The sequence below is a fragment of the Streptomyces misionensis genome (genome assembly GCF_007896895.1).
In the GTDB taxonomy this organism is placed as follows: domain Bacteria; phylum Actinomycetota; class Actinomycetes; order Streptomycetales; family Streptomycetaceae; genus Streptomyces; species Streptomyces misionensis_A.
The window spans coordinates 46,895-71,659 of the sequence record NZ_VOGW01000013.1; the positions used below are offsets into that span (position 1 = coordinate 46,895).

Below are 24,765 nucleotides of genomic sequence, written 5' to 3' on the forward strand. Positions count from 1 at the left end.
GCCGCGATACGACATGAAGAAGGGAACGACGTGACCACCACCACCGGCGCGCCCCTGCTGGAGCTGACCGCCGCCGACACCGGGACGCCGGCCACCCCCGAGGGGCTGCTGTCCTTCCTCGCCGACGGCGCGCGCTTCGGTGACCTGCTGACCGGGCACAAGGCCGTCGTCCTCCGGGGGTTCGGCCTGACGGCGGACACCGTCGACGCGGCCCTCGACCTGGTCCTGCCCAACCGGCTCGCCTATGTGCACGGCAACTCGCCGCGCACCAAGGTCGGGGACAACCTCTACACCTCGACCGAGTACCCGCAGCAGTTCACCATCTCCATGCACAACGAGCTGTCGTACGCGGAGCACTGGCCCCGCCGGCTCGCCTTCTTCTGCGAGCGGGCGGCCGAGACCGGCGGCGCCACCCCGGTCGTGGACGGCGCGGCGTGGCTGGCCGCCCTGGACCCGGAGGTCCGCGAGGCCTTCGCCGGCGGGGTGCGCTACACCCAGAACCTGCACGACGGGCTGGGCCTCGGCAAGAGCTGGCAGGACACCTTCGAGACCACCGACCGGCGGGCCGTCGAGGAGTACCTGGCGGGGACGAGCGCCGAGTGGGCGTGGCGGTCCGACGGCGGGCTGCGGGTCGGCCTGGTGCGTCCGGCCACCGTCCGGCACCCGGTCACCGGCGCCGAGGTCTGGTTCAACCAGGCCGACCAGTGGCACCCGGCGGGCCTGGGTGACGAGGCCGCGGGCGCGCTCGCCCAGCTGCTGCCGCCGGAGGAGCTGCCGCAGTACGTGACCTTCGCCGACGGCACCCCGATCCCCGACGCCTACGTCCTGCAGATCCGCGACCGGGGTCTGGAGACCGCCGTGGACGTCGACTGGAACACCGGCGACCTGCTGGTCATCGACAACGTGCTGGTCGGGCACGGCCGCCGGCCCTTCACCGGGAGCCGCCGGGTGCTCGTCGCCATGACCGACTGAGCGGCGCACCGCCGCCGCCTTCGTACGGAGAACCCATGACTCTGCCCACCGAATCCCCCGCTGCCGCCTTCGCGGTGGACCCGGCGCGCTGGTTCCGGCGCCCGCCGCGCGGCTCGCACCCCCGGGTGCGGCTGGTGTGCTTCCCCCATGCCGGGGGCGCGGCCAGCCTGTTCCGTGACTGGTCGGAGGAACTGCCCGGCGGCATCGAGGTGCTGGCGGCGCGGCTGCCGGCCCGTCAGGACCGGTTCCGGGAGCCGCCCGTGGAGCGGATGGACGAGCTGGCCGACCTGATCACCGAGGCGCTGCGCCCGTACCTGGACCTGCCGTACGCGTTCTTCGGCCACAGCCTGGGCTCCGACGTCGCCTACGAGGTGGCCCGGCGGCTGGAGCGGCGGCACGGGCACGGCCCGCAGCGGCTCTTCGTCTCCGGCGCCGCGGCCCCGCACGTCGGCGAGCCGGTGGACATCGGCGCCTACGACGACCCGGCCCTGATCGCCGAGATCCAGCGGCTGGGCGCGCCGGGCACCGAACTCCTGGACGAGCCCGAGCTGGCGGCGCTGCTGCTGCCGTCCCTGCGGGCCGACTACCGGCTGAGCGCCGCCTACCGGCCCGCGCTCGCCGACCTGGACGTGCTGCGCGCGCCGATCACCGCGCTGATCGGGAACCACGACCCGCTGGTCCCCGTGGCGGAGGCGCTGACCTGGGCGCAGCTCACCAGCGGCGGCTTCAATCACCGGGTCTGGCCCGGCGGTCACTTCTACCTGGAGCGGCATCGGCGCGCCCTGCTGCGGCTGATCCAGGCCGTTCTCCTGCCGGCCTAGGGAGCACGCCATGCCCGTACCCGCCGATGCGGCGCCCCGGCCGCCGGACCCGGCCCGGACCCAGGTGTGGTGGTGGGAGCTGCCCGAACGGGTGGACCCGGCGGACGCGGCCCTGCTGGGGCCGGCCGAGGACGCGCGGCTGCGGCGGTTCGGCAGCGAGCGGGCCGCGGCGTCCTTCGCCCGCTCCAGGGCCGCCGCCCGGCGCGCGCTGGGCACGCTGCTCGGGGTGCCGGCGGCCGAGGTGGTGCTGGGCCGCACGGAGTGCCCCGGCTGCGGCGATCTCGGCCATGGCCCGCCGCGGCTCGTGCGGCCAAAGGTGCCGCTGGCCATCAGCCTGTCCCGCACGGCCGGCCGGGGGCTGCTCGCCGTGAGCGCCGGGGCGCGGGTGGGCGTGGACCTGGAGGCGCTGCGTGCCGTGCGCGGCGAGGCCCTGATCCGTACGGCGTTGACGCCGGGTGAGCGCGCGGCCGTGCTGCGGGTGCCGCCGGGACCGGAGCGGGACCGGCTGCTGCTGCGCGCCTGGACCCGCAAGGAGGCCGTGGTCAAGGCCGTCGGCACCGGACTGACGGGCGCGCCGAACCGTCTGGAGACCCAGGTGGCGCGCCCCGGCCCGGTGGTGCTCACCCACCCGCTCGGGGAGACGGACACCGTATGGTCGGTGGCCGACCTGGACCTGGGCGAGGGCTACGTGGCAGCAGTGGCGACCGAGGGGGCGGCCGCCGGCCCGGCCGTCGACATCCATCCCCGCACACACCGAGACGAGGACCTGTCATGACCGTGCAGATCACCACCGCCGTACCGGCCCGCGAGGCGGACTGGGAGGAGTTCCTCGGCGGGCTGGCCGCCGCCGTCGCGGCCGCCGACCCGGGCACCGCCTACGACTGGGAGGCCCGGGAGCGGATGCGGTTCTCGGCCTGGGTGCGTCATGTCTACGACGACCCGCGCGCCGTGGCCCTGTTCGCCCGCCCGGAGCCTGCCGCCGCCGCGGAGGCCCGCCGGCGGGAGGCGGCGGCCCTGGCCGAACGGCTCGACGCGGGCCGGACGGTGGCCCGCCCGGTGCGGCCCGGCTGCGAGGTGTGGGCCGCCGCGGCCACGGCGGCGATGTGGGAGATCACCGGGGCGGCGGTGCGGGCCGAGCGGCGGCCCCCGCGCGAGCACGTGGTCTCCGATGTGTGGACGGTCGTACGCACCCTGCTGCTGCCGGCCGTCGACCGCTTCACCCCGGTGTTCCGCCGCGCCCGCGGCTCGTGGTGACGGCCGTCCGTCAGTGCCGCAGGATGCCGGTGTCCTGGCGGCGCTGGGCCGGCAGCAGGCGGGGACGGCTCAGCTCGTGGGCGAACAGCCGTACCAGCGCGTGGCAGCCGTAGATGGGGCGGCCCTGCTGGTCCAGCCCGTTGATGGTCAGCAGGGAGCCGTCGACCAGTTCCTCCAGGCCGCGCTCGGCCTCCGCCTCGCCGGTCTCCAGGGCGAACGCCATCTGCTGGGCGGTGCAGGACCCGTCGGGGAAGCCGGCCAGGCCGCGCAGGGCCGCGCGGCCGGCGCGGGACAGCGACGGCAGGGAGCGCCCGAGCGCCTGGCGCACGCTGAGGTCGCCGAAGCGCAGTTCGTCGAGCCGGGTGCGCGGGTCGGCGAGCCGGGGCGCCAGCCGGGCCGGTGACCAGTGCGGGCGGGCCGCGAGCCGGGTGCCGGTGATGCGCAGCGCGAGGGGCAGCCCGGCGCAGTGCGCGAGGAGGGCGGCCGAGGCGTCCGGTTCGGCCGACAGGCGTTCGCGGCCCGCCGCCGAGGCGAGCAGGGTGCGCGACTCCGCGGGGTCCAGCGGGCCGAGCCGGACCGTCTGGGCGCCGGGCACCTGGGTGAGGTGGGTACGGCAGGTGATGAGCACCGAGGCCGTCGACGTGCTCGGCAGCAGCGGCCGCACCTGGAGGTCGCCGACCGCGTCGTCCAGGACGACGAGCAGCCGCCGGCCGGCCGTGCGGGCGCGGTAGAGCCGGGTCAGCTCCTCCAGGTCGTCGTGGACACCGGGGGCGTCGATCCGGGGTTCGCCGAGCGCCCGCAGCAGCCGGACCAGCGCGGCGCACGGGTCGCGGGGCGTGCCGTCCGGCTCGCGCAGTTCCACGTACAGCTGGCCGTCGGGATGGTGCCGGGCGCTCAGGTGGGCGGCGTGCACCACGAGGGCCGTCTTGCCGACGCCCGCCATCCCGGTCACCAGGCAGCGGCGGGGCTGCCAGCCGGGGGTGTCGTGGGGTTCCAGGACGGTGCGCAGCACGGGCAGTTCGGCGGAGCGTCCGGTGAAGTCCTCCACGTCCGGCGGCAGCATGGCGGGCGCGGAGGGGCCCGGGAACCGGTCCCGCAGGGCGATCAGGGGCGGGGACTCCAGCCCGATGCTGCCGTTCAGCACCGCCTGGTACGTGGCGTCCAGGGCGGCGCCGGGGTCCACGCCGAGCTGGTCGGCGAGCACCTTGCGCGCGTCGTGGTAGACGTGCAGGGCGTCGGCCTGCCGGCCGCACCGGTAGAGCGCGGTCATCAGCTGGGCCCGCAGCTGCTCGCGGACCGGGAACCCGGCCACCAGGCCGGTGAGTTCGGCGAGCACCTCCTCGTGCCGGCCGAGCGCCAGGTCCGCCTCGATCCGGCCCTCCAGGGCGAGGGTGCGCGCCTCCTCCAGCTGCGGCAGCTCCGTCTCGCGCAGATGGTGCGTGGCGTTGCTGAGCGCGGGCCCCTGCCACAGGGCGAGGGCCCGGTCGAGCAGGGCAGCCGCCTCCCGGTAGCGGCCCTCGCCGAGCGCGGCGCGGCCCTCCTGCTCCAGCCGTTCGAACTCCAGCAGGTCGATCCAGCTGTCCCGGGTGGCCAGCACATAACCGGGCGGGCGCCGGACGATCTCCATCTCGTCGCCGAGCCGTTTGCGCAGCCGCGACATGTAGGTGTAGATCTGTGCGCCGGCCGTGGCGGGCGGGTCCCATCCCCACAGCAGCGAGGTGAGCCGCTGGTCGGAGACGACCCGACCGCGGGCGAGGAGCAGCGCGGCGAGCACGGTGTAGACCTTCGAGCCGGAGAGCGGGACCCGGGTGTCCCCGGCTCTCGCCTCGATCGGTCCGAGAACTCGGAACTCCATGATTCTCCCCCGTTCGTTGGTCAGTGCGCGGTGGCACTGGCTGCGGCCGACGGTAGGAGGGGAGGCTTTCGGCCGATTATCGCTTCGATTTCACACCGATCCCGGCCAATCGGCCGGAACCCACCGTCCCGCATAGAAGCATCAGAGACCGGCCAGGCAGTCTGGCGGCGGTAGCCCTGTAACGCGAGAGGACCAGCCCCCATGCGGATCGACACCAGCGGTGCCCTGCCCCGCGACGGCGAACGAAGCCGGACGCCCGCCCTGACCCTGACCGGCGTCACCAAGGTGTACGGGAAGGACGGCACCCAGGTCCGCGCGCTCGACGGTGTGTCGGTCGAGATCCCCCGGGGCTCCTTCACCGCGGTGATGGGCCCCTCCGGCTCGGGCAAGTCCACCTTCCTGCACTGCGCCGCGGGGCTGGACCGTCCGACGTCCGGCTCCGCCAGCGTGGGCGGGGTCGAGCTGACCCGGCTGGGCGAGACGGCCCTGACCAAGCTGCGCCGCCGGCGGGTCGGCTTCGTCTTCCAGTCCTTCAACCTGGTGCCGTCGCTGACCGTGCGCCAGAACATCGAGCTGCCGCTGCGGCTGGCCGGTGAGCGCCTCGACGACGCCTGGCTGCGGGAGATCCTGGAGCGGGTCGGCCTCGCCGACCGGACCGGGCACCGGCCCGGCGAGCTGTCCGGCGGCCAGCAGCAGCGGGTCGCCATCGCCCGGGCGCTGGTCACCCGCCCGGACGTCATCTTCGGTGACGAGCCCACCGGCGCCCTGGACACCGTCACCGCCCGGGAGATCCTCGCCCTCCTGCGGGCGTGCGTGGACGAGGCGGGGCAGACCGTGGTGATGGTGACCCACGACCCGGGCGCCGCCTCCTACGCGGACCGCGTCCTCTTCCTCGCGGACGGGGCGCTCGCCGGCCATCTGGACGCACCCACGGCGGAGAGCGTCGCGGAACGCATGACCCGTCTGGGTGCCTGGTCCTGACCTGGAACCGCTCCCACGGGCGGCGGGCGCGCCGGGCGAAATCGGAGTGATAGCGCGGCAATAGAAAGGGTCCGTAGCCTTCGGGTTGTTCCGGCAAGACGGCTCGTGCCGCGGAACTCACAACCAACTAGGGGGAATACAAGAATGCTTGACACCCGCAGAGTTGCAGCCACGGTCACGGCCGCGTTCGCCCTCGGCATCGTCCTCGCGGGCGGCGCCTCGGCCGCGCCGGCCCTGAACGGGCAGCGGGGGGCGGCGACGGGTGAGGTCCCGTGGACCCTGACGACGACGGTCTCGGCCGCCGCGGGCACCGGGTCCGGGAGCGGGGAGCCGACGACGAACAGCGAGGTTCCCTGGACCTGATCCCGGGCCGGCCCGGCCGGCGGCACTCGGGTGGCCGAGGGCCGGTCCCATGGCGCTGCGCATGGGACCGGCCCTCGTACCGGCGCGCGTGCGGCCCGCTCAGCCGTCCGCCGTGGCCGCCAGTTCGCCCGGCGTCGGCGGGGAGCCGGCCGGTGCGGACCGCAGCCGCCGCGCCAGCCGGAGCAGCCGGTCGACGCGCTCCTGCCACCTGCGGGCGCCGAGTTCGGCGAACGCCCCGCGCGCGGCGTCCAGCGGCTCGACCGCGTCCTCGCCCAGCAGCAGCCGGGCGCAGGCGAGGTCCGTCTGGGCGCGGGCCCACAGATACCGGTCGTCGACTGCCTCGGCGGCCTCCAGCGCCTGCCGCAGCACGAGCAGGGACTCGTAGGGCGCGCCGCGGCGCCAGCGGGCCTCGCCGATGCCGCGCAGCACATGGCCTGCGCCGAGCCGGTCGTTGCCCGAGTCGATGAGCGCCAGCGCCTCGAAGCAGATCCGCTCGGCGGCGAGGTGGTCGCCCTGGAGCATCAGCGCCTCGGCGAGACGGTACGAGTTCTGCGCCTCGCCCCGGTGGGAGCCCGCCTCCCGGCTCTTGGCGATGGCCTCGGTGGACAGCGCCGCCCCCGCCGCAACGTTTCCGCTCTCCAGTTCGATCTGGGCGAGCAGGCCCAGGGCGTGGGACTCACCGGCGAGGTCCCCGGCCGTGCGGAACCCCTCCAGGGAGCGCCGGGTCAGCCGCCCGGCCTCGGCGAGGTCGCCGGAGAACCGACGGCACAGCGCCAGGTTGCGCAGCACCAGGGCCAGCCCGAGGGGCGCGTCCAGGGACTCGAACAGCGGGAGCGAACGGTCCAGCCAGGACGCGGCCTCCTTGTACTCGCGCTGGTAGATCGCGAGCATGCCCATCGACCGCAGCATGGTCGCCTTCCCGAGCAGGTCGTCGGCACGTTCCGCGGCGGCGAGGGAGGCGAGGGCGCAGGAGCGCCAGTCGTCCAGGTAGTTGCGCTCCTCGAAGAGGGTGGTGGCGTTGACGGTCAGCCCCCAGGCGGCGGTCGCCTCGGCGTCGGCCGCCGCCTGGGCGACGACGCCGACCAGCGCGGTGCGCTCGGACTCGAACCAGGCCAGGGGGTCCTTCACCAGGTGCTCCACCAGCTCGTTCGACAGCGGCCGGTGCAGCGGAACCTCGTACTCGAAGGGGCGGTTGCCCCCGTACTCACGCTGGTGAGCCGCGTCCGCGAGGTGCAGATAGGCCGCGTAGACCCGTTTCAGGGCCGCCGCCCGCGCCTCCTCGCTCTCCTCGGCGCAGGCCCGCTCCCAGGCGAACACCCGCAGCAGGTCGGGGCACCGGTAGCGCACGCCCAGCGAGGCGTCGATGGAGGTGACCTCCAGCAACTGGGCGTCGAGCAGCTCCTCCATGAGGATCTCGGCCCGGTCGCCGTCGGAGCCCAGCAGCGCACCGGCCACCCAGCCGGCGAAGGTGGGCATCGCCAGCAGGCCGACGAGCCGGTAGAGCCTGCGGGCGCCCGGGGACAGTTCGCGGTAGCTGAGCCGGAAGCCGGCCCGTACGCCGTGGTCGCCGAGGCTGAGTTCGTCGAGCCGGCGCCGCTGGTCGCGCAGCCGCCGCACCAGGTCGGGCACGGACCAGTACCCTTTGGCGGCGAGCCGCGCCCCGGCGATGCGCAGCGCCAGCGGCAGCCGGTCGCACAGGCCCGCGAGGTCCGCGGTCTCGTCCGGGTGGGCCGCGATCCGTTCCGGGCCGGCGATCTCCGCGAGCAGGGACACCGCCTCCTCCAGCGGCATCACCTGGAGCGGTACCTGGATCACGGCGTAGTCGCCCAGCAGGTCGGTCATGGGGTGCCGGCTGGTGATCAGCACGCAGCAGCGGCCGTTGCCGGGCAGCAGCGGGCGGACCTGCTCGGCGTCCCGGGCGTTGTCCAGGATGATCAGTACCCGGCGGCCGCCCAGCAGGCTGCGGTAGAGCGCCGCCCGTTCACCCGTGTCGGCCGGGATCTGCGCCGTCTGCACGCCGAGCCCGCGCAGGAACTGGTCCAGGACGGCGCTGGCGGTGACCGGTTCCTCCTCGTGGTAGCCGCGCAGATCGACGTAGAACTGCCCGTCGGGGAAGTGTCCGACGACCTGGTTGGCCCAGTGCACGGCGAGCGCGGTCTTTCCCACGCCGCTCACCCCGCTGATCACGCCCACGGTGAGCGGGCTGTGCCCGAGCCGCTCGTCCAGCATCCCGTCGAGCCGGCGCAGCACATCGGTGCGGCCGGTGAACGAGGCTGGCTGGACCGGGAGTTGGGTGGGGGTGCCGGTCTGCGGGGCGGGCGCCGGGTTGGCCGCCGGCAGGGTCAGCGTCGGGGAGTCCTGGAGGACGAGGTTGTGCAGGGCCTGGAGCGCGGGGCCCGGTTCGATGCCCAGCTCCCGCACCATCAGGTCGCGGCCCTCGCGGAAGACGGCCAGCGCGTCGGCCCGGCGGCCGGCCCGGTAGTGGGCCAGCACCAGATGGGCCCGCGCCTGCTCGCGCAGCGGGTGCTCACGCACGTGCGCGGTCAGCTCGGGTATGAGCGTGCGGTGCCGCCCCAGCTTCAACTGGAGTTCGGCGTAGTCCTCGTAGGCGCCGATGCGCACCGAGGCCAGCCGCTCCGCCTCCTCCGTCAGCCGCTCCCCGTCCAGTCCGTCGAAGGCGGGGCCGCGCCAGAGCGCGAGCGCGTCGTTGATCAGGTCGCAGGCCGTCCCGATCTGTCCCGCGCGGGCCTGGTCCCGGGCCTGCCGTACGCGTTCCTCGAAGTCGGGGGCGTCGATGTAGTGGCCGTGGCTGTTGAGGAGGTAGCCCGGGTGCGCGGTGGAGATCAGGTCGGTGCAGCCGGCCTGCTCGCTGAAGACCTTGCGCAGTCCCGCGACGCATATGGCGATCTGGTTGCGGGCCGTGGCGGGGGCGCCTCTGGGCCAGACCGCGTCGATGAGGGAGTCCACCGAGACGACGCGGTTCCTGGCCACCAGCAGCGCGGCCAGGACGGTTCGCTGTCTGCGGCCTCCGACATGGACCGCGGTTCCCTCGCCCGCGTGCACCGCCAATGGGCCCAGGACCCGGAACGTCAACGACTGCATTCGACCGCTCCCCCGTGCTACCGAATCAAACTTGCTCGAAACATCATTGTGATCATTACCCATCGGTAACCCAATGGCCGGACGCCCGGCCCCCACCGTGGCCTTACCTCTGCTCCGGACGCCATGGGCCGCGGCAGACGAGCGGCACCCGGCATACGAGGTGCCCCGGTGCGGGCGGCCGGTCCGCCCTTCCACCCTTCCGTACACCAGCATGCGCCCAAGCCCCGCCGGGGCACAGGAGTTGACGGCGAGTCGGAGCGGAGTGCCCGGCACCGCGGCCGCGGAGTGCCCGGCGCGCGGCCGGGGAACGAGCACGGCCGCCGTATGCGAACGAGCACGGCAGCGTATGCGAAGGAGCGCCTGCGGGGAGGACGGGGCCGCGGCGCGCACGGGTGCGCCGGCGGCGCAGACTCGCGGCGGGCGGGGGTGCGGTGGTCAGCTCACGCCGAGGAAGCGCAGCACCGCGAGCACCCGGCGGTGGTCGGCGTCCGCCCTGGGCAGGTCGAGCTTGGACAGGATGCTGTTGATGTGCTTGCCCACCGCGCTCTCGCTCACCACGAGCCGTTCCGCGATGCCGGCGTTGGAGCGGCCCTGCGCCATGAGTTCGAGCACCTCCCGCTCACGGGCGGTGAGGCGGTCCAGCGGATCGCTGTGCCGCCTCACCAGCAGCTGGGAGACCACCTGGGGGTCGAGCGCCGTACCGCCGGCCGCGACCCGGCGCAGCACCTCGACGAACTCGTCGACGTCCGCCACGCGTTGCTTGAGCAGATAGCCGACGCCGGAGATGTTCCCGGAGAGCAGGTCGGCGGCGTACCGCTCCTCGACGTACTGGGACAGGAGCAGGATCGCCATGTCGGGCCAGCGCTGACGGATCAGCAGGGAGGCGCGGACGCCCTCGTCGGTGAAGCCGGGCGGCATGCGCACGTCGGAGAGGACGAGGTCGGGTTCGTGCTGTTCGACCGCGGTCAACAGGCCCTCGGCGTCCGCGGCTTCGGCGACGACCTCGAAGCCCGCGATCTCCAGGACCTTGACCAGTCCGATCCGCAACAGAACGGAATCCTCGGCAATCACCGCGCGCAAGGAAGCTCCACACTCACCAACGTCGGCCCTCCGACAGGGCTGTTCACCGAGAGGGTACCGTCGATCGACGCGACGCGTTTGGCGAGTCCCGCGAGTCCCGAGCCGGCCGCGAGGTCGGCACCGCCCACGCCGTCGTCGGAGACACAGATCAGGATCGTGTCGCCGATGCGCTCCACCGAGACCTCCGCCTGCGCGGCGTGGGCGTGCTTGACCACGTTGGCCAGGGCCTCGGACACCACGAAGTACGCGACCGCCTCGACCGCCGGGGACTGCCGCTGCGGCAGGTCGACCTTGACCCGCACGGGCAGCGGCGCCCGTTCCGCGATGCCCGACAGCGCCGCGTCCAGGCCCCGGTCGTCGAGCACGGCCGGATGCAGGCCGCGCACCAGGTTGTTCAGCTCCTCGATCGCCTCCTTGGCCTCGCGGTGCGCCTCGTCGATCACCTTGCGGGCGTGCTCCGGCAGATCGGGCAGGGTCGCCTTGGCGACACCGAGGTTGACCGCCATGGAGACCAGCCGCTGCTGGGCGCCGTCGTGCAGGTCCCGCTCGATGCGCCGGCGCTCGGCGTCGGCCGCGTCCACCACACCGGCCCGGCTCTCGCTGACCTCCGCGACCCGGCGGGCCAGCTGGTCGGCGCGGCTGGGGCCGAGGCAGGCGCTCGCGGCCCGCGTGTCCAGCCGCACCAGGGCCTTGGACAGGGTCGCGGCCAGGTAGAGGCCCACCACGCCGACGACGGTCAGGAGCACCTGCCGGCCGATCCCGCCGGTCAGCGGGAACCAGCTCTGCGGTCCCACGCCCAGCCGCCACAGCAGGACGGTCACGGCGGCCGCGGAGGCCGCCCACAGCGCGAGTGCCAGCAGGCCGGCCAGGGCGATCAGCGGGGCGGCGATCAGGTGGTACCCGACCTGGCGCCAGGAGGACCCGGCCTGGAGCCAGTGCAGCACCCGTTCCTTGTAGGTGTCGCCGCCGGTCTTCGGGGGCGGCGGGATCTCCAGGTCCAGACAGGCGTGCAGCCGGGCCCGCTGGATCGGGGTGAGCACGGGGGTGGCGGCCACCACCCCGACGGGGCCGCCCGCGAAGACGAGCAGCAGCAGCGTGGCCACCTGCGCCACGGCGCCGAGCGCCAGGCAAGCGGTGGCCGGACCGGCCCCCTTGAGGGGACGCAGCCAGGAGGGAGAGGCGGTGGTGACACGCATGCGGACACGGTAGGTCCCCGGCCGATACCGGAGCCATGTCACAGGTTTCCGGGTTGGGGTGTAGCTGGCCTCACCCCCAAGACGGTGCGCCCTTGTACTGATCCGGACCGGGCCCCGCTGCCATGCTCGTCCTTGTCAGATCGACCCGATGGCCGCACAAGGAGTGCCCGACCATGACTGTCCTCGATCCCCGCTCCGGCGTGGAGGTACCGGGATGTGCCCCGCACGCCCGGTACTCGGCGGACGGCGGCGCTCCCCGGACCCCTTCGAGGAGCGCCCCGGTGGAAGCCCCCGTATTCCACCAGCCCTTCGCCAGGCATCGCACGCTGGGCTACGGCCTGGTCGCCTGCGGAGCGGCGCTCCTTCCGTGGCTGTGCCTGCTGGCGTCGGGCCTGCTGCCGACGAAGTTGTCCGCGGTCTGGGTCGGTCTGGACCTGTTGGAGGCCGGTGCGCTCATCGGCACCGGCCTGTTGACGGCGCGCCGCGACCCCCGGGGCGTGCTGGCCGCCGCGGCCACCGCGCCGCTGCTGGTCACCGACGCCTGGTTCGACGTCATGACGGCACGTCACGGCGGCGAACTCGCGCTGGCGCTGGGCACGGCCGTGACCGCGGAGCTGCCGCTGGCGGCCTGCTGCGCGCTCATGGCGGTCCGCGGCTTCCGGAAGAGGAGGTGATGCCTTTAGCCACCAGACCCGGTTTATTCTCGGAGCGCCCACCCCGGCCGACTGACCTGGATCCCCCGTCAGACATTGCACCGGCCGGGGTGGGCGCGGTGGAATGCCCCCGCGCGGTCTTCGCGACGTCGGCGCGACGTCACCGGGACGGCGTCGCTCGGGGCGCGCTGTCCTACGCGGCCGTGAGCCGGTCCCCGGTGTCCGCCGCGGACAGCGGGATCGGGGTGAACATGGGCGGCTCCTCGTCCGGCGTGAGCGCGGTCGGGCCGTACAGCCAGTCCACGAACGAGTAGTCGTAGGTGTCGCGGGCGCGCAGCAGCACGTTGCGCTGTTCGCGGGCGACGCCGTCGAGGTGCCACAGCTCGCCCCAGGCGCGGGAGGTGGTCACCACCCGGCGGCAGTGCTCCGGGCGGACGGCCTCGTAGGCCGCGAGGGCGGCGTCCCAGTCGGTCTTCCCGTCCTCGGCGCGATGGCGGGCGACGTGCTCGCCCAGCACCCAGCCGTCCTCGACGGCCATGATGGCGCCCTGCGCGATGTACTGGAGCGGCGGGTGGGCGGAGTCGCCGAGCAGCGCGATCCGGCCGTGCACCCAGTTCATGACCGGCTCGCGGTCGAACATCCGCCACCACTTGTCCCGCCACATGAACGGCAGGCCGTCCCGCACGAAGCCGCAGGTCTTGGCGAAGGCGGCGTCGAGCTCGTCCGGCGTGCCCCAGTCCTCCCGGCCGGCCAGTGCCTTGGGCGACTCGAACACCGCTACCTGGTTGAGGAGTTCACCACCGCGCAGACCGTAGTGGACGAAGTGGCAGGAGGGGCCGACGTACACCACGACCTCGCCGAGGTCCACGGACCGCACGCGCTCCAGCTCGGCGGGGACGGTGCCGCGGTAGGCGACGTACGCGGACGAGACGGGCTGGTCGTCGACGAGCAGCTTGCGGGCGACGGAGTGCAGGCCGTCGGCCGCGATCACGACGCCGGCCTCGTGGCTCTCGCCGGAGGCGAGGGTCACCCGGGCGCCGCCGTCGGTGTTCTCGTACGAGGTCACCGCCGCGTCGGTGATCAGTTCCACGCCGGCGCGTTCGCAGGCGCGCAGCAGCAGGCCGTGCAGGTCGCTGCGGTGGATGACCAGGTACGGGTAGCCGTAGCGCTTCTCCAGGTCGCGCAGGTCGAGCCGGGTCAGCTCGCTGCCGTCGACGGCGTCGCGCATCACCATGGAGTCCGGGACGACGCCGAGGCTCTTGGCCTCGTCCAGCAGGCCGTAGTCGTCGAGGATGCGGGTGCAGTTGGGGGCGAGCTGGATGCCGGCGCCGACCTCCCCGAAAGCGGGGGCGCGTTCCAGCAGGCGCACACCGAGGCCCTGGCGGGTCAGGGAGTACGCGGCGCCGAGGCCGCCGATCCCGCCGCCGACGACGATCACTTCAGGATGGGACATGACGTGACTCCTCTACAGCCACGGGCCGAGCGGGGGAGCGTCGGCGAGCGAGTGGGGGCGGCCTGCCAGCCAGGCGGCGACCTCCGGCAGGGGCCCTTCGGGCAGCGCGGTCAGGTCGCGCCGGGTACGGATCTCCGCGACCAGCGCGGTCAGGAAGCCCTTGGGGAGGTCGGCGAAGGCGACGACGCCGGTGCCGAGGTCGACGGCGTGGACGCACACCTCGCGGGCGCGCATCCAGGGCAGTTCGGTGGCCGGGACGGTACGGCCCTGGGCGGTGACGACCTCGTGCCGCCACTGCTCCTCGGTGAGCCGGTCCAGCCCGTCGGCGAGCCTGCGGGCGGAGTCGGTGAGCCAGGAGCGCAGTTCACCGGCCGGCATGGCCGTGCCCTTGGCGATGCCGGCGGCGCGCTCCTCGGGTGAGGCGTACATCGGCGTCCTCTCCCCGGTGGCCGCCCAGTGCACCAGGTTGCCCAGCGCGTCCGCGTTGGCGGCGACGTGCGCCACGAGCTGCCCCCGGGTCCACCCCGGCAGCAGGCTGGGCGCCCCGAACGCGGCCTCGTCGAGGCCCGCGACGGCGTCGAGCAGCAGCTCGGTGCCGGTGCGGGCCCACGCGCGCGCGTCGGCGAAGGTGCGTGCGGTGTCCGTCACGACGCGACCACGCGGTTGGTGCAGGCGCCCAGGCCGGCGATCTCGGTGACCACGGTCTGGCCGGGCCGCAGGAAGACCTTGGGGTCGCGGGCGTTGCCGACGCCGGCCGGGGTGCCGGTGGCGATGATGTCGCCGGGACGCAGGGTGATGACGGTGGAGATGTACTGCACCAGGAACACCGGGTCGAACAGCAGCGTGCCGGTGTCGTCCCGCTGCATGACCTGGCCGTCGACGACCGTGCTGACCTGGAGCGCGGGGCGGACGCCGCCGACCTCGTCGGGGGTGACCACGTAGGGGCCAACCGGGGTGGACGCCTCCCAGATCTTGCCCTGGGTCCACTCGATGGTGCGGAACTGCCAGTCGCGCACCGAGATGTCGTTCATGACGGTGAAGCCGGCGATGGCGTCGGCGGCCTGCCGCTCGTCGGCGCGGCGCACCTGCTTGCCGATGACGACGGCGAGTTCGACCTCCCAGTCGAGCGCGTCGGTCTCGGCCGGCTTGACGATGTCGTCGTGCGCGCCGAGCAGGGTGTCGGCGAACTTCGGGAAGAGGGTCGGGTGGTTCGGCAGGTCCCGGCCCATCTCCTTGATGTGGTTGGTGTAGTTGTGGCCGACGCAGACGACCTTGGACGGGTTCGGGACGACCGGCGCGAAGTCGGCGCCCGGGGCCGGGTAGGTGGCGCCCGAGGCGGCGGCGGCCTTCTGCTGCCAGTCGTCCTCGGCGAACAGCTCGCCCAGGTCGGCGTACCCGAGGTCGACGAGGACCGCTCCGTCGAGGCGGACCGCCCGGGTGCCGTCGGCGGTGCGGAGGGTGGCGAGCTTCATGGTCAGGCGTCCTTCGTGGTGCGGTCGGTGCGGTTGAGGTGGAGCGCCTCGAAGACGGGCGCGTCGGAGAAGCGGAACAGGTCGAGGGCGCCCTCGTCGGAGTCGGTCGCGCCGGCCTCGGAGCGGGCGGAGAACGGCTCCCAGGACGGGACGACGAACAGATCGCCGCGGCTGACGCTCCAGGACCGGTCGCCGACGGTCACCACGCCGGAGCCGTCGAAGACCTGGTAGACCGAGGAGCCGGTCTCGCGCACCGGCGCGGTCTCGGCGCCGCGGGCGACGCGGTGGAACTCGGCGCGGAGGGTCGGCAGGACGTCGGAGCCGTCGTGCGGGTTGGTGTAGCGCACCGCGGCGTGGCCGGGCTCGACGGTGCCGCCGAAGCCCTCCTTCTCCAGCAGGAGCTGGTCGCGCAGGGCGGCGCCGGTGTACTCCCACTTGTACGAGAGCAGCGGGCTGCCCGGCGTGGCGGGGGCGGCGGACAGCGGGCGCAGGCCCGGGTGGCCCCACAGGCGCTCGGAGCGCGACCGCTCGGGCGTGATCCGCTCGGCGTCGCCGATCTCGTCGCGGCCGAACTCGAAGAACTGCGCCTCGGTGACGTACTGGAACGGGATGTCCAGGCCGTCGATCCAGGCCATCGGCTCGCTGGTGGCGTTGTGGTGGGCGTGCCAGTTCCAGCCGGCCTGCGGCAGGAAGTCGCCCCGGTTCATGGGCACGGGGTCGCCGCCGACGACCGTCCACACGCCCGAGCCCTCGACGACGAACCGGAAGGCGTGCTGGGTGTGCCGGTGCTCGGGGGCGTCCTCACCGGGCATGAGGTACTGGATGGCCGCCCACAGCGTCGGCGTGGCGAAGGGCCTGCCGCCGAGGGAGGGGTTGGCCAGCGCGATGGCCCGGCGCTCACCGCCGCGGCCGACCGGGACCAGGTCGCCGGCCTTGGCCGCCAGCTCGCGCAGCCGCTCCCAGCGCCACAGGTGCGGTACGGCGCGCGAGCGCGGACGGGCCGGCATGAGGTCGCCGATCTCGGTCCACAGCGGGACGAGCAGTTCCTGCTCGAAGCCCCGGTACAGCTCTTCGAGTGCCGGGGTGACCTGGGGCTTCCCCTCCGCGGCGACGGCCTGGAGCCGGACCGGGGAGCCCGCGGCGATGTCTTGGGTGATGGAGGACTCAGTCACAGACCTCAGAGTGCGCCGCGTCCACCATAAGGACATGTAGATTCTGTACAGCAGAATCAGGGGAAACATCATGGACAAGCCGCTGAAGACACCCCCGCCCTACCCCATCGCCAGCGTGGACCACGCGCTGCGGGCGGCGACCATCCTCCAGATGGAGGGCGGCGCCACCGTGGCGCAGCTCGCCGAGCGCCTGGGCGTCGCCAGGTCGACGGCCCACCGCATCCTGGCGATGCTCGTCTACCGGGATTTCGCCGTACAGGGCGAGAACCGCGTCTACCGCGCGGGCCCGGTGCTGGAACTGGCCGCGCACTCGCAGTCCCTCGTGTCCCGGCTGCGCGCGGCGGCCCTGCCCCATCTGCACCGGGTCGTCGATCTCCTCGACGAGACGGCGAACCTGATCGTGCGCACCGGGGACACGGTCCGGTTCATCGCCAGCGTCGAATGCCGGCAGGCGCTGCGGGTCGGCTCCCGGGAGGGCATGGTGTTCCCGGCCCACCGCACCACGGCGGGACTGCTCCTGCTCGCCGACCTGACCGACGAGGAGTTGGAGGAGGTCTACGCGCCCGAGCGCTACCGCGACCGGCCGGCCGACCGCCCCGACCTCGCGCGTGTGCGGACGGACCTGCGGCGCATGCGCCGCAACGGCTTCGCCGTCAACAGGGAACGGTCCGAACGCGGCCTCGTCGCCGTCGGCGTGCCGGTGCGCGACGAGGACGGCACCGCACGCGCCGGCCTCTCCGTCTCCATGCCCAGCGTGCGCTACGACCCGCACCGCCTCCAGCACCTGGTCAACGCACTGGAGGCGGCGGCCCACGCACTGGAGCGGGACCTGGCGGAACAGGACTGAACGGCCGGCCGTCCCGCCCCCCGGGCGGCGGCCTGGGCGCCCGGGGGCGGACTCACCCCACGGCTGTCAGCCCTCGTCGGCGCCCCGGCCCGGGCCGCGCCGCGGACCCACCGCGGCGAGGAGGGCGCCCACGGCGCACAGCACGGCGGTGACCAGGACGGCGGTGCGCACCCCGTTCATGAAGGCGTTGCCGCTGCCCTCGGCGACGGCGGCCCGCAGCGGCGCGGACATGTGGCCGGTGACCGGCCCGACGCCCATGGCCACGGCGTCCTCGGCCTCCCGCATACCGTGTGCCGCGGCGGCCGGGACCCCGGCGCCGGTCAGCTCACCGACGAGGGTCGCGCCCACCCGGCCGCTGATCAGCGAGACCAGGACGGACGTGCCGAGGGCGCCGCCGATCTGGAGGGCGGTGGACTGCAGGCCGCTCGCCACACCGCCGTCCCGGACGGGCGCGTTGCCGACGATCGCGTCCGAGCACGCCGACATGACCATGCCCACGCCCAGTCCGAGCAGCACGAAGAAGTTGATCGCGGTGCCGACGGTGCCGACGGTGAGCGCCGGGCCGCGGAACAGCCGCATGGGGAGCAGCGGGTGCCGCACACGGGTCTCGTACCAGCCGAAGAGCGCGAGCAGGAGCGGTCCGGCGGCGAAGGAGCCCACGGTCCCCCTCCGGAGGTCCAGCCCCGCTCTACGCGTCTTCGTCATTATCGGGGCAGCGGTTCGGCGCGGCCGAGCTGGCGCAGGGTGTTGATCGAGGGGGTGAAGGCGAACAGTGATCCGGTGGTGGTGACGCAGGTTTTCAAGTTGAGTTCGCCCTTGTAGAGAGTGCCGTTACGGGAGACCTCGATGTTCACCTTGAACGGCGAGTTGCCGTTGTCCGTGCCCGATACCGCGTCGATGCCGGTGGGGCTGCCGTCGATTCCGGCACGGAAATTGCTGCTGTTGGACCACCTACCCTGCTGCACGCCGAACTGGCCTCTGAGAGAGGTGCAGTAACAGGTGAACATCATGCCGCGTTCCTCGTCCGGGTCCAGTCTGTACGGCGGGCCGTAGGAGACGCCGCGGCGCATGATGCGGTGCCGTGTGTGTCCCGCGTTCTGTGCGCTGTCGATGTTCTTGTCCCGGTGGGCGCGTGGATACGTTTTCCTGATGTGCGCGACGCACGGGGTGGTCAGTCCCTTCGGGTCGTCGCCGAAGTCGAAGTCGTTGTCCCCGTCATGGCATTCCGCCAATGGCGTTCCGTCCTTGAACCGGCCGACGAGAAGGGCTCCGAGCAGGTCCGGGTCCATTTTCATCTGCGAGGCATTCCTGCGCAGTTGCTGGTTCCATGCGTTGACGTCTTGCTCGAGCCGCCGGATCACGTGCAGTGAGCCGTCGTTCATCCAGGTCGGGGCCGGGCGGGCGCGGCCGTCTTCGGTTACGTAGCCGAAGACGAACTCGCCGGCTTTGACGAGCTTGGTTCCAGGTTTGCCCAGGCGCTCGTCGGGCCGTTTCGGGTCCGGACTGTGGAACCCCCAAACGCCCGGTTGTGAGACACCGTCCTTGAATCCGAAGTGTTCCCGCCCGGCCAACCGTGCATCGCACGGCTGTTCCAAGACGACTTTGATGCCGTACTCGGCTTCCAGCTTGACGTGTTCCTCGCGTGCGGTGGAGAGGTCGTCGCGGTCGTCGGCGGCAATCACCACGATGGCGTGCACGATCTTGTCATCATCGGTGTTGCCGAACTTCCAGTACTTGGGGTCACTGTCGCCCTTGTCCCCGAGGTCGTTCGCGAAGCCGGCTGCGCCGTCCAGGAAGAGCTTGAGATCTCCGTAGCTCTGGAGGCTGTTCTTGAGCCCGTCCCAGTCGACTGCCACGTACTGCAGTCCGGCACTGGTCAGAGACAGGCTGACCCAGAGCGCTTTGAGCTGCTCGGGATCGGAGCCTTGATTTGCCTTGCGCTGCGCCGAGAAGCGTTCGTTGAAGTCCTCGACGTCCTTGGACCGTGACACGGTCTCAGCCATGCCGGACAGCCAGTAGCGCGCGAGGTCGACGTCGGTGAACCGGAGGAGCCGGAAGAGCTGGATATCCTTGTTGAAGGCGGCAAGGATATTTCCCTGAATGTTGGTCGAGGTGCGCAGCGGGGGTACCGCGGCACGGAAGCTCTTGATCTGCTGGGAGACGTCAGAAGTCGCACTGGATGCGCGCGGTGTCACCGTGGCCATAGCAGGTCATCTCTTTCCGGCAGTTGGTATCAGTGTCTCGTTTTCCGGAAAAGTGCAGGGCTGTGCCCGGCGTGACGGGATCGGCGGGCGCCATGCGAACCGATGAGAGGCCGCAGCTGCTCATGGGGGCGGAGCCGGCAGTGCGGTGCGAGCGGGACATTCCTGATCCCTGCTCACCGCATTTCATGTTGATCGATCTCCAAGCCCGGCGCACGTTGAGATGCGCATCACCCGTGTGGCGGGCATCGGCCGTCCGGGTATCCTGGAAGCGCGTTTCCGATTTTCGAGCGGTTCTCTCAACCGGCCCGATTCGGGGACTCGCTGGTCGGCCCGCTGGACGGGCACAGCGTACGCGATCCGACGAGTAATCGCCATCAGCCTCCACTCTCCACAATCGGAGCGATTGCGATCTCTTGCCCGAAGGAGGTGCTTCACGTGATCAGGTATCTGTGGACTGCGATGCGCCGTATCACTGGCGGCTCGCCATCAGAAATGCCCGGTTCGTATTGGTACTACTACTGATACTCCGGGAATACCACACGTCGGCCTGGACACTTTCGGCCAGGCCGACGTGCGAGTGGGGAAGGCATGCATGAGTGCGTTCGGCGAGGAGATTCCGGGACCCAGCGGACGATTCCTGGTGGGAAACACCTGGGACTACGAACGTGACCGCGACGGGTTCCTCGAAGCGTGCCGACGGCGGTACGGCGACGTGTTCCGGTTCGGACAGCACACCATCGTGGTCAGTGACCCGGAGCTGATCCAGCAGGTGCTGGCGGAAACCAACAGCACCTACATTCTGGCGGCCAAGCCGGATCAAGACCGTGACACCGCGGTGCACGACACCGCCTCGTGGATGCAAGGCCGACACCGCATCGGCCGTGGCCTGGGGCAGGCACTACTCGCTGCGCATGCCCAACGCCTTGACCAGGCACTGCAGGAGTGCTTCGGTGCGCTGGCCGCCCGGGAGTTCTCCGTGCTGGAAACCGCACAGGAGATCAGTTGCCGGGCCAGCGCCGAGTTCTGTCTTCACGAGGGCGCGCAAGCCGCTGCCGAACTCACAGCGGCGTTCAACCGCCTGGCCCTGGTCGACATGGCCGGTGCCCAACGGTGGACCCGCCGGCTGCCCACCGTCTTCACCCCACGGCGCCGACGGCTCGCCACAGTGGAGCGAGCCTGCCTCGACCTGCTCGGGGCCCAACTGCAAAACCGGGCGGCGCAGCAACCTGCCCAGGAGCCAAGGGACCTGCTGGACGTCATGGTCGACCCGCGCAACGGTCCGCCACTGGACGTCAAACACGGCGCGCGGATGCTCAAGACGATTCTGGCGGCCGCCCGCGGTATCCCGGGGACCGCACTGGCCTGGATCATCCGGGAACTCGGTAGCAATGCCGAGCTCCGCGCCGAGGTGCGCGCCGAAGCCGATGCCCTCGAGGACGCCGTCGCCACCGGGCTCGTCCACCGACTGCCCTTCACCCACGCTGCGGTCCAGGAAATCCTTCGCGTACACCCACCCGTGTGGCTGCTCGGGCGGGTGGCCGCAGAACCGACACAGCTGGCGCAATGGGCCGTGCGGCCCGGCGAACGGGTGCTGTTCAGCCCGCACCAACTCCATCACGATCCCCGCTGGTGGCGTGAACCCGAGCAGTTGGACCCCCGACGCTGGCTGGAAAACGAACGCCCGTACAGCCACCGCTGCGCCTACCTGCCCTTCGGCGGTGGCCCTCGGGTCTGTCTGGGAACACGACTGGGCCTGCTGCAACTCACCCTCAGCGCCGCCCGGCTGGCCCGCGACTACGACATCGAGCTGATCGCTCCCGACCGGCGGGCACCCGTACACGCAGTGCTGCGTGCCCCGGCAGGTCTGCATGCCCGCCTCACTCCCCGTGCCGCAGCCACGGCCGATCCGAGCACCACTACCGGCACGGCGGCCCAGGACGTACCGCGCTCCGGGCGGTCCGGCCGCGGCCCCGGAGAGGAACCCGCGGAGGGTGTCGCTCACGGCTCACCGACCTGATCTTCGATCCCGACCCACCGTCGCTGCGCCTGCTGGACACTCTCCTGCCGCACCCCCCGCCCCACCAGGACAGGCGCCTTCACCTCCTGAACCGGTCCCACCGGCGCAGACGCCACCAAGCCACAGCCCGACGCCGCCACTACCGGAAAGAACCAGCTCAGGACACGAAATCTGACTGGAGTACCAAGCCGCCGCTCAACACAAGCTCGTGCTCCCGCCGCGGGACGTGGCTGCCTTCGTTCACTGGGGCGGGTTGCCGTGCTTGCGCGGGGGGAGGTCGGCGTGCTTGGTGCGCAGGGCGGTCAGGGCGGCGATGACCACATGGCGTGTGTCGGCGGGGTCGATGACGTCGTCCACCAGGCCGTGCTCGGCGGCGTAATACGGGTGCATCAGATCGGCCTGGTACTGCTTGACCAGCCGCTGCCGCGTCTCCTCTGGATGGTCGGCCGCCGCGATCTCCCTGCGGAAGATGACGTTGGCGGCGCCCTCGGCTCCCATCACCGCGATCTCGTTGGAGGGCCAGGCGAAAGCGGCGTCCGCACCGATGGAAGGAGAGTCCATGACGATGTACGCGCCTCCGTAGGCCTTGCGGAGCACGACCGACACCCGTGGCACCGTGGCGTTGCAGTAGGCGTACAGCAGTTTGGCGCCGTGCCGGATGATCCCTCCGTGTTCCTGGTCCACGCCGGGCAGGAAGCCGGGCACGTCGAGGAGGGTGACGAGGGGGATGCTGAAGGCGTCACACATCGCGACGAAGCGCGCCGCCTTCTCGGACGCGTGGATGTCGAGGACACCCGCCATGCTGCTCGGCTGGTTGGCCACGACTCCCACGGTCCGCCCGTCCATCCGGGCGAGGGCCACCACGATGTTGGTCGCCCACTGCTCGTGAATCTCCATGAGTTCGCCGTCGTCCACGATCGTCTCGATCACCTCCCGTACGTCGTAGCAGCGGTTGCCGTCCGCCGGCACCAGGCGTGCGGCCTCCTCGCAGCGGCGATCCGCCGGATCGCCGCAGGACACCACGGGCGGTTGTTCCCGGTTGTTCTGCGGCAGGAGGGACAGCAGATAGCGCACCTCCTCCAAGCAGGTCTCCTCGTCGTCGTGGACGAAGTGGGCCACACCCGATACACCGGCGTGCACGGCGGCCCCGCCCAGGCCGTCATGGGTGATCTTTTCGCCCGTCACGGCCTGCACCACGTCGGGCCCGGTGACGAATATCTGCGAGATGCCCCGCACCATGAAGACGAAGTCCGTCAGGGCCGGACTGTAGGCGGCTCCGCCGGCGCACGGTCCCAGCATCACGCTTATCTGCGGGATGGTGCCCGAGGCCCGGGTATGGCGCCGGAAGATCCCGCCGTAGCCGGCCAAGGCCCGTACACCCTCCTGAATGCGCGCCCCGGCCCCGTCGTTGAGCGAGATCAGCGGCGCTCCCGCCGCCAGAGCCATGTCCATGATCTTGTGGATCTTGGTGGCGTGGGCCTCCCCGAGGGCACCGCCGAACACCCGGAAATCGTGGGCGTACAGGAACACGGTCCTGCCGTGCACGCTGCCCCAGCCCGTGATCACTCCGTCCGTGTACGGCCGTTTGCTCTCCAGGCCGAAGCCGGTGGCGGTATGCCTGCGGAACGGCTCGACCTCGTGGAAGGAGCCCTCGTCGAGCAGCAGGCCGATCCGCTCACGCGCGGTGAGTTTCCCTTTGGCGTGTTGTGCCTCGGTGGACTGGGGGCTGGGGCCGGCCAGAACCCTGGCCCGCAGTTCGGCCAGCTCCGCCAGTCGGTCGGCCGTGGTGCTGCCGGTGGCAGTCATCGGCGTCCCCTCCCCCTCAGGAAATCCCGCGCAGGGCGCCGGAGTGCTCGGAGCCGTGCCGCTTCCCGTCGGTGCCCGTGTAGGTGTAGAACACCCTCTCCGTGCCGTTGCGCAGGTTCTGCACGTTGGACAGTTCCACCCCGTCGTCCTCGATCCAGCTGACCTGATAGACGCCGTGGGCGACCCGCCCGATGTAGACCGGCACGGCCTCCGTGAAGCCCACTGGCACGGAGGTGCGGCCCGGGTCGAGCACCGTGATGGTCACCTTCTTGGCGTCGGCGGAGAACTCCTGGCGAGCCACCAGACCGCTGTCCACCGTGACGACGAAGGTGTGCCCGACGGGCGTGAGGGCCGTCGGCCGACTCCCGTGGATCGAGTGTTCGTGACCACTCGGGGCGGCATAGGCCGGTGCCGCCCCGGGCAGCGCTACAGCGCAGGCGGCCATCGCCGCCCCGACGCGATTCCTCATGTGTTTCTCCCGTCCTCACCGGAAGTTCTGCCGTGCGGCAGTTTTCTGTGCGGTGTTCTCTCGTGTCACTGTTCACTGGTGGGGTGGCGACGAGCATGCCGAGGGCCGCTAACACATCACTCAATGGCTGCTGAAATACCGGGATGTACGGCCGCCGGACCGCTTAACCGGAACGCGCACCTGTGTCAGTCTCACAAAGGGAATCAGCAGGCCTGGCGTGGGGAAAAACGGAGGTCGAGAATATGGACATCGAGGTAACCGGGCGGCGGGCCCTGGTGACCGGTGCCGGCGCCGGCATCGGCGCGGCCGTCGTTCGCGCCCTCGCCCGGCACGGTGCGAGGGTGGCTCTGTGCGCCCACGACGAGCGGGAACTGGCTGAACTCACGGAGGAGCTGCGCTCGACCGGTGCCGAAGTCCACCCGATCTGCGCCGACCTCTCCGACGCCGGTGCCGTCGCCTGCGTCGAGGCCGGCTGCCGGGCCACGCTCGGTGGCTGCGACATCCTCGTCAACAACGTGGGCATCGCCCCACTGCAGCCGTTCGAACAGGCGGGCCCGGACGACTGGGAGGCTCTCTTCCGTCTCAACCTCCTCGCGGCAGTCGCCCTGACCAGGGCTTTCCTGCCAGATATGCGGGCGCAGCAGTGGGGACGCATCGTGATGACCGGGAGCACGCTCGCCAAATATCCCACTGCGGCCCAGGTGCCCTACGCGGCGAGCAAGGCCGCACTCGCCGTAACCGCGAAGGCGCTGGCTCGCGAGTACGCGGCCGATGGGGTCCTGGTCAACTCGGTCATGCCCGGCCGCATCCGCACCTCGCTGTGGGAGCGGGCCGCGCGGGCCCGGGCGGGCGGCGCGGACAGTACGGGCGAACTGGTCGCGGCACGCTCGCGCGACATCCCTCTGGGCCGGTTCGGCAGGCCGCAGGAGGTTGCGAACGTCGTCCTCTTCCTGGTGTCCGAACTCGCGAGCTATGTCAACGGGGTCGCGCTGGACGTCGACGGTGGGCTCGCGCCACACGTCTACTAGGGAGAACCCCCGCGACCCAC

The 24,765-nt window shown here is 72.0% G+C and carries 21 protein-coding genes and 1 pseudogene; 10 read left to right on the forward strand and 12 right to left on the reverse strand.

Going from position 1 to position 24,765, the window contains the following annotated elements; all coding sequences use genetic code 11:
- Nucleotides 1-30: 30 nt before the first annotated feature.
- Genes FRZ03_RS02015 through FRZ03_RS02030 form a run of 4 tightly spaced genes read left to right on the forward strand, consistent with a single transcriptional unit; the run spans nucleotide 31 to nucleotide 3,047 of the window.
- Nucleotides 31-972, forward strand: a complete 942-nt coding sequence (locus FRZ03_RS02015; RefSeq protein WP_146463378.1) for a TauD/TfdA family dioxygenase — start codon at nucleotides 31-33, stop codon at nucleotides 970-972.
- A 35-nt stretch (nucleotides 973-1,007) separates the two neighbouring features.
- Nucleotides 1,008-1,793 (forward strand): thioesterase II family protein, encoded by a 786-nt coding sequence (locus tag FRZ03_RS02020; protein ID WP_146463380.1) that lies wholly within the window; start codon nucleotides 1,008-1,010, stop codon nucleotides 1,791-1,793.
- Between the two features lie 10 nt (nucleotides 1,794-1,803).
- Nucleotides 1,804-2,568, forward strand: a complete 765-nt coding sequence (locus FRZ03_RS02025) for a 4'-phosphopantetheinyl transferase family protein (RefSeq protein WP_146463382.1) — start codon at nucleotides 1,804-1,806, stop codon at nucleotides 2,566-2,568.
- On the forward strand, nucleotides 2,565-3,047 hold the full coding sequence (locus tag FRZ03_RS02030; protein WP_146463384.1) for a hypothetical protein: 483 nt from the start codon (nucleotides 2,565-2,567) through the stop codon (nucleotides 3,045-3,047). The genes FRZ03_RS02025 and FRZ03_RS02030 overlap by 4 nt, the downstream gene beginning before the upstream one ends.
- A gap of 10 nt (nucleotides 3,048-3,057) precedes the next feature.
- Here FRZ03_RS02030 and FRZ03_RS02035 read toward each other — a convergent pair whose 3' ends face one another.
- A complete protein-coding gene (locus FRZ03_RS02035) occupies nucleotides 3,058-4,902 on the reverse strand; it encodes an AfsR/SARP family transcriptional regulator (protein WP_146463386.1) in 1,845 nt (614 codons plus the stop codon).
- A gap of 201 nt (nucleotides 4,903-5,103) precedes the next feature.
- Between FRZ03_RS02035 and FRZ03_RS02040 the strand changes: the two genes are divergently transcribed.
- Nucleotides 5,104-5,883 carry an ABC transporter ATP-binding protein gene (locus tag FRZ03_RS02040; protein WP_146463388.1) on the forward strand — a complete coding sequence of 260 codons (780 nt, stop codon included), beginning with the start codon at nucleotides 5,104-5,106 and terminating at the stop codon, nucleotides 5,881-5,883.
- 144 nt (nucleotides 5,884-6,027) lie between these two features.
- Nucleotides 6,028-6,246, forward strand: coding sequence for a hypothetical protein (locus tag FRZ03_RS02045; RefSeq protein WP_146463390.1), 219 nt, complete (start codon nucleotides 6,028-6,030; stop codon nucleotides 6,244-6,246).
- Between the two features lie 99 nt (nucleotides 6,247-6,345).
- Here FRZ03_RS02045 and FRZ03_RS02050 read toward each other — a convergent pair whose 3' ends face one another.
- From FRZ03_RS02050 to FRZ03_RS02060, 3 genes are all read right to left on the reverse strand, one after another.
- The gene (locus tag FRZ03_RS02050) at nucleotides 6,346-9,348 is read right to left on the reverse strand and encodes an AfsR/SARP family transcriptional regulator (RefSeq protein ID WP_186785222.1); all 3,003 of its coding nucleotides are present in this window, start codon (nucleotides 9,346-9,348) and stop codon (nucleotides 6,346-6,348) included.
- Between the two features lie 435 nt (nucleotides 9,349-9,783).
- On the reverse strand, nucleotides 9,784-10,428 hold the full coding sequence (locus FRZ03_RS02055; protein WP_146463393.1) for a response regulator: 645 nt from the start codon (nucleotides 10,426-10,428) through the stop codon (nucleotides 9,784-9,786).
- Nucleotides 10,416-11,624 (reverse strand): sensor histidine kinase, encoded by a 1,209-nt coding sequence (locus FRZ03_RS02060; protein WP_146463395.1) that lies wholly within the window; start codon nucleotides 11,622-11,624, stop codon nucleotides 10,416-10,418. Before FRZ03_RS02060 ends, FRZ03_RS02055 begins: the two co-directional genes overlap by 13 nt.
- Before the next feature lie 281 nt (nucleotides 11,625-11,905).
- On the opposite strand from FRZ03_RS02060, the gene FRZ03_RS02065 reads away from it, so the two are divergent.
- Nucleotides 11,906-12,298, forward strand: a complete 393-nt coding sequence (locus tag FRZ03_RS02065; protein ID WP_146463396.1) for a hypothetical protein — start codon at nucleotides 11,906-11,908, stop codon at nucleotides 12,296-12,298.
- 172 nt (nucleotides 12,299-12,470) lie between these two features.
- On the opposite strand, the gene FRZ03_RS02070 is transcribed toward FRZ03_RS02065, so the two are convergent.
- Genes FRZ03_RS02070 through FRZ03_RS02085 form a run of 4 tightly spaced genes read right to left on the reverse strand, consistent with a single transcriptional unit; the run spans nucleotide 12,471 to nucleotide 16,374 of the window.
- Nucleotides 12,471-13,715 carry an FAD-dependent oxidoreductase gene (locus FRZ03_RS02070; protein ID WP_146463489.1) on the reverse strand — a complete coding sequence of 415 codons (1,245 nt, stop codon included), beginning with the start codon at nucleotides 13,713-13,715 and terminating at the stop codon, nucleotides 12,471-12,473.
- Nucleotides 13,716-13,742: 27 nt separating this feature from the next.
- Nucleotides 13,743-14,378 carry a maleylpyruvate isomerase family mycothiol-dependent enzyme gene (locus FRZ03_RS02075; protein ID WP_146463398.1) on the reverse strand — a complete coding sequence of 212 codons (636 nt, stop codon included), beginning with the start codon at nucleotides 14,376-14,378 and terminating at the stop codon, nucleotides 13,743-13,745.
- Nucleotides 14,375-15,202, reverse strand: a complete 828-nt coding sequence (locus tag FRZ03_RS02080) for a fumarylacetoacetate hydrolase family protein (protein ID WP_146463400.1) — start codon at nucleotides 15,200-15,202, stop codon at nucleotides 14,375-14,377. Before FRZ03_RS02080 ends, FRZ03_RS02075 begins: the two co-directional genes overlap by 4 nt.
- Before the next feature lie 2 nt (nucleotides 15,203-15,204).
- Nucleotides 15,205-16,374, reverse strand: a complete 1,170-nt coding sequence (locus tag FRZ03_RS02085; RefSeq protein WP_146463402.1) for a cupin domain-containing protein — start codon at nucleotides 16,372-16,374, stop codon at nucleotides 15,205-15,207.
- Nucleotides 16,375-16,444: 70 nt separating this feature from the next.
- Between FRZ03_RS02085 and FRZ03_RS02090 the strand changes: the two genes are divergently transcribed.
- Nucleotides 16,445-17,221 carry an IclR family transcriptional regulator gene (locus tag FRZ03_RS02090; protein WP_146463403.1) on the forward strand — a complete coding sequence of 259 codons (777 nt, stop codon included), beginning with the start codon at nucleotides 16,445-16,447 and terminating at the stop codon, nucleotides 17,219-17,221.
- Nucleotides 17,222-17,287: 66 nt separating this feature from the next.
- Here FRZ03_RS02090 and FRZ03_RS02095 read toward each other — a convergent pair.
- Nucleotides 17,288-17,904: pseudogene (locus FRZ03_RS02095) on the reverse strand (MFS transporter); the annotation flags it as partial.
- Nucleotides 17,905-17,925: 21 nt separating this feature from the next.
- The gene (locus FRZ03_RS02100) at nucleotides 17,926-19,425 is read right to left on the reverse strand and encodes a Dyp-type peroxidase (protein ID WP_146463405.1); all 1,500 of its coding nucleotides are present in this window, start codon (nucleotides 19,423-19,425) and stop codon (nucleotides 17,926-17,928) included.
- A gap of 592 nt (nucleotides 19,426-20,017) precedes the next feature.
- On the opposite strand from FRZ03_RS02100, the gene FRZ03_RS02105 reads away from it, so the two are divergent.
- Nucleotides 20,018-21,442, forward strand: a complete 1,425-nt coding sequence (locus FRZ03_RS02105; protein ID WP_146463407.1) for a cytochrome P450 — start codon at nucleotides 20,018-20,020, stop codon at nucleotides 21,440-21,442.
- 240 nt (nucleotides 21,443-21,682) lie between these two features.
- Here FRZ03_RS02105 and FRZ03_RS02110 read toward each other — a convergent pair whose 3' ends face one another.
- Both FRZ03_RS02110 and FRZ03_RS02115 read right to left on the reverse strand, forming a co-directional pair.
- On the reverse strand, nucleotides 21,683-23,248 hold the full coding sequence (locus FRZ03_RS02110; protein ID WP_146463408.1) for an acyl-CoA carboxylase subunit beta: 1,566 nt from the start codon (nucleotides 23,246-23,248) through the stop codon (nucleotides 21,683-21,685).
- Between the two features lie 16 nt (nucleotides 23,249-23,264).
- A complete protein-coding gene (locus tag FRZ03_RS02115; RefSeq protein WP_146463410.1) occupies nucleotides 23,265-23,717 on the reverse strand; it encodes a MoaF-related domain-containing protein in 453 nt (150 codons plus the stop codon).
- A 242-nt stretch (nucleotides 23,718-23,959) separates the two neighbouring features.
- Here FRZ03_RS02115 and FRZ03_RS02120 point away from each other — a divergent pair, with 242 nt between their 5' ends.
- Nucleotides 23,960-24,745 (forward strand): SDR family NAD(P)-dependent oxidoreductase, encoded by a 786-nt coding sequence (locus FRZ03_RS02120; RefSeq protein ID WP_146463411.1) that lies wholly within the window; start codon nucleotides 23,960-23,962, stop codon nucleotides 24,743-24,745.
- The last annotated feature ends 20 nt before the right edge of the window (nucleotides 24,746-24,765 follow it).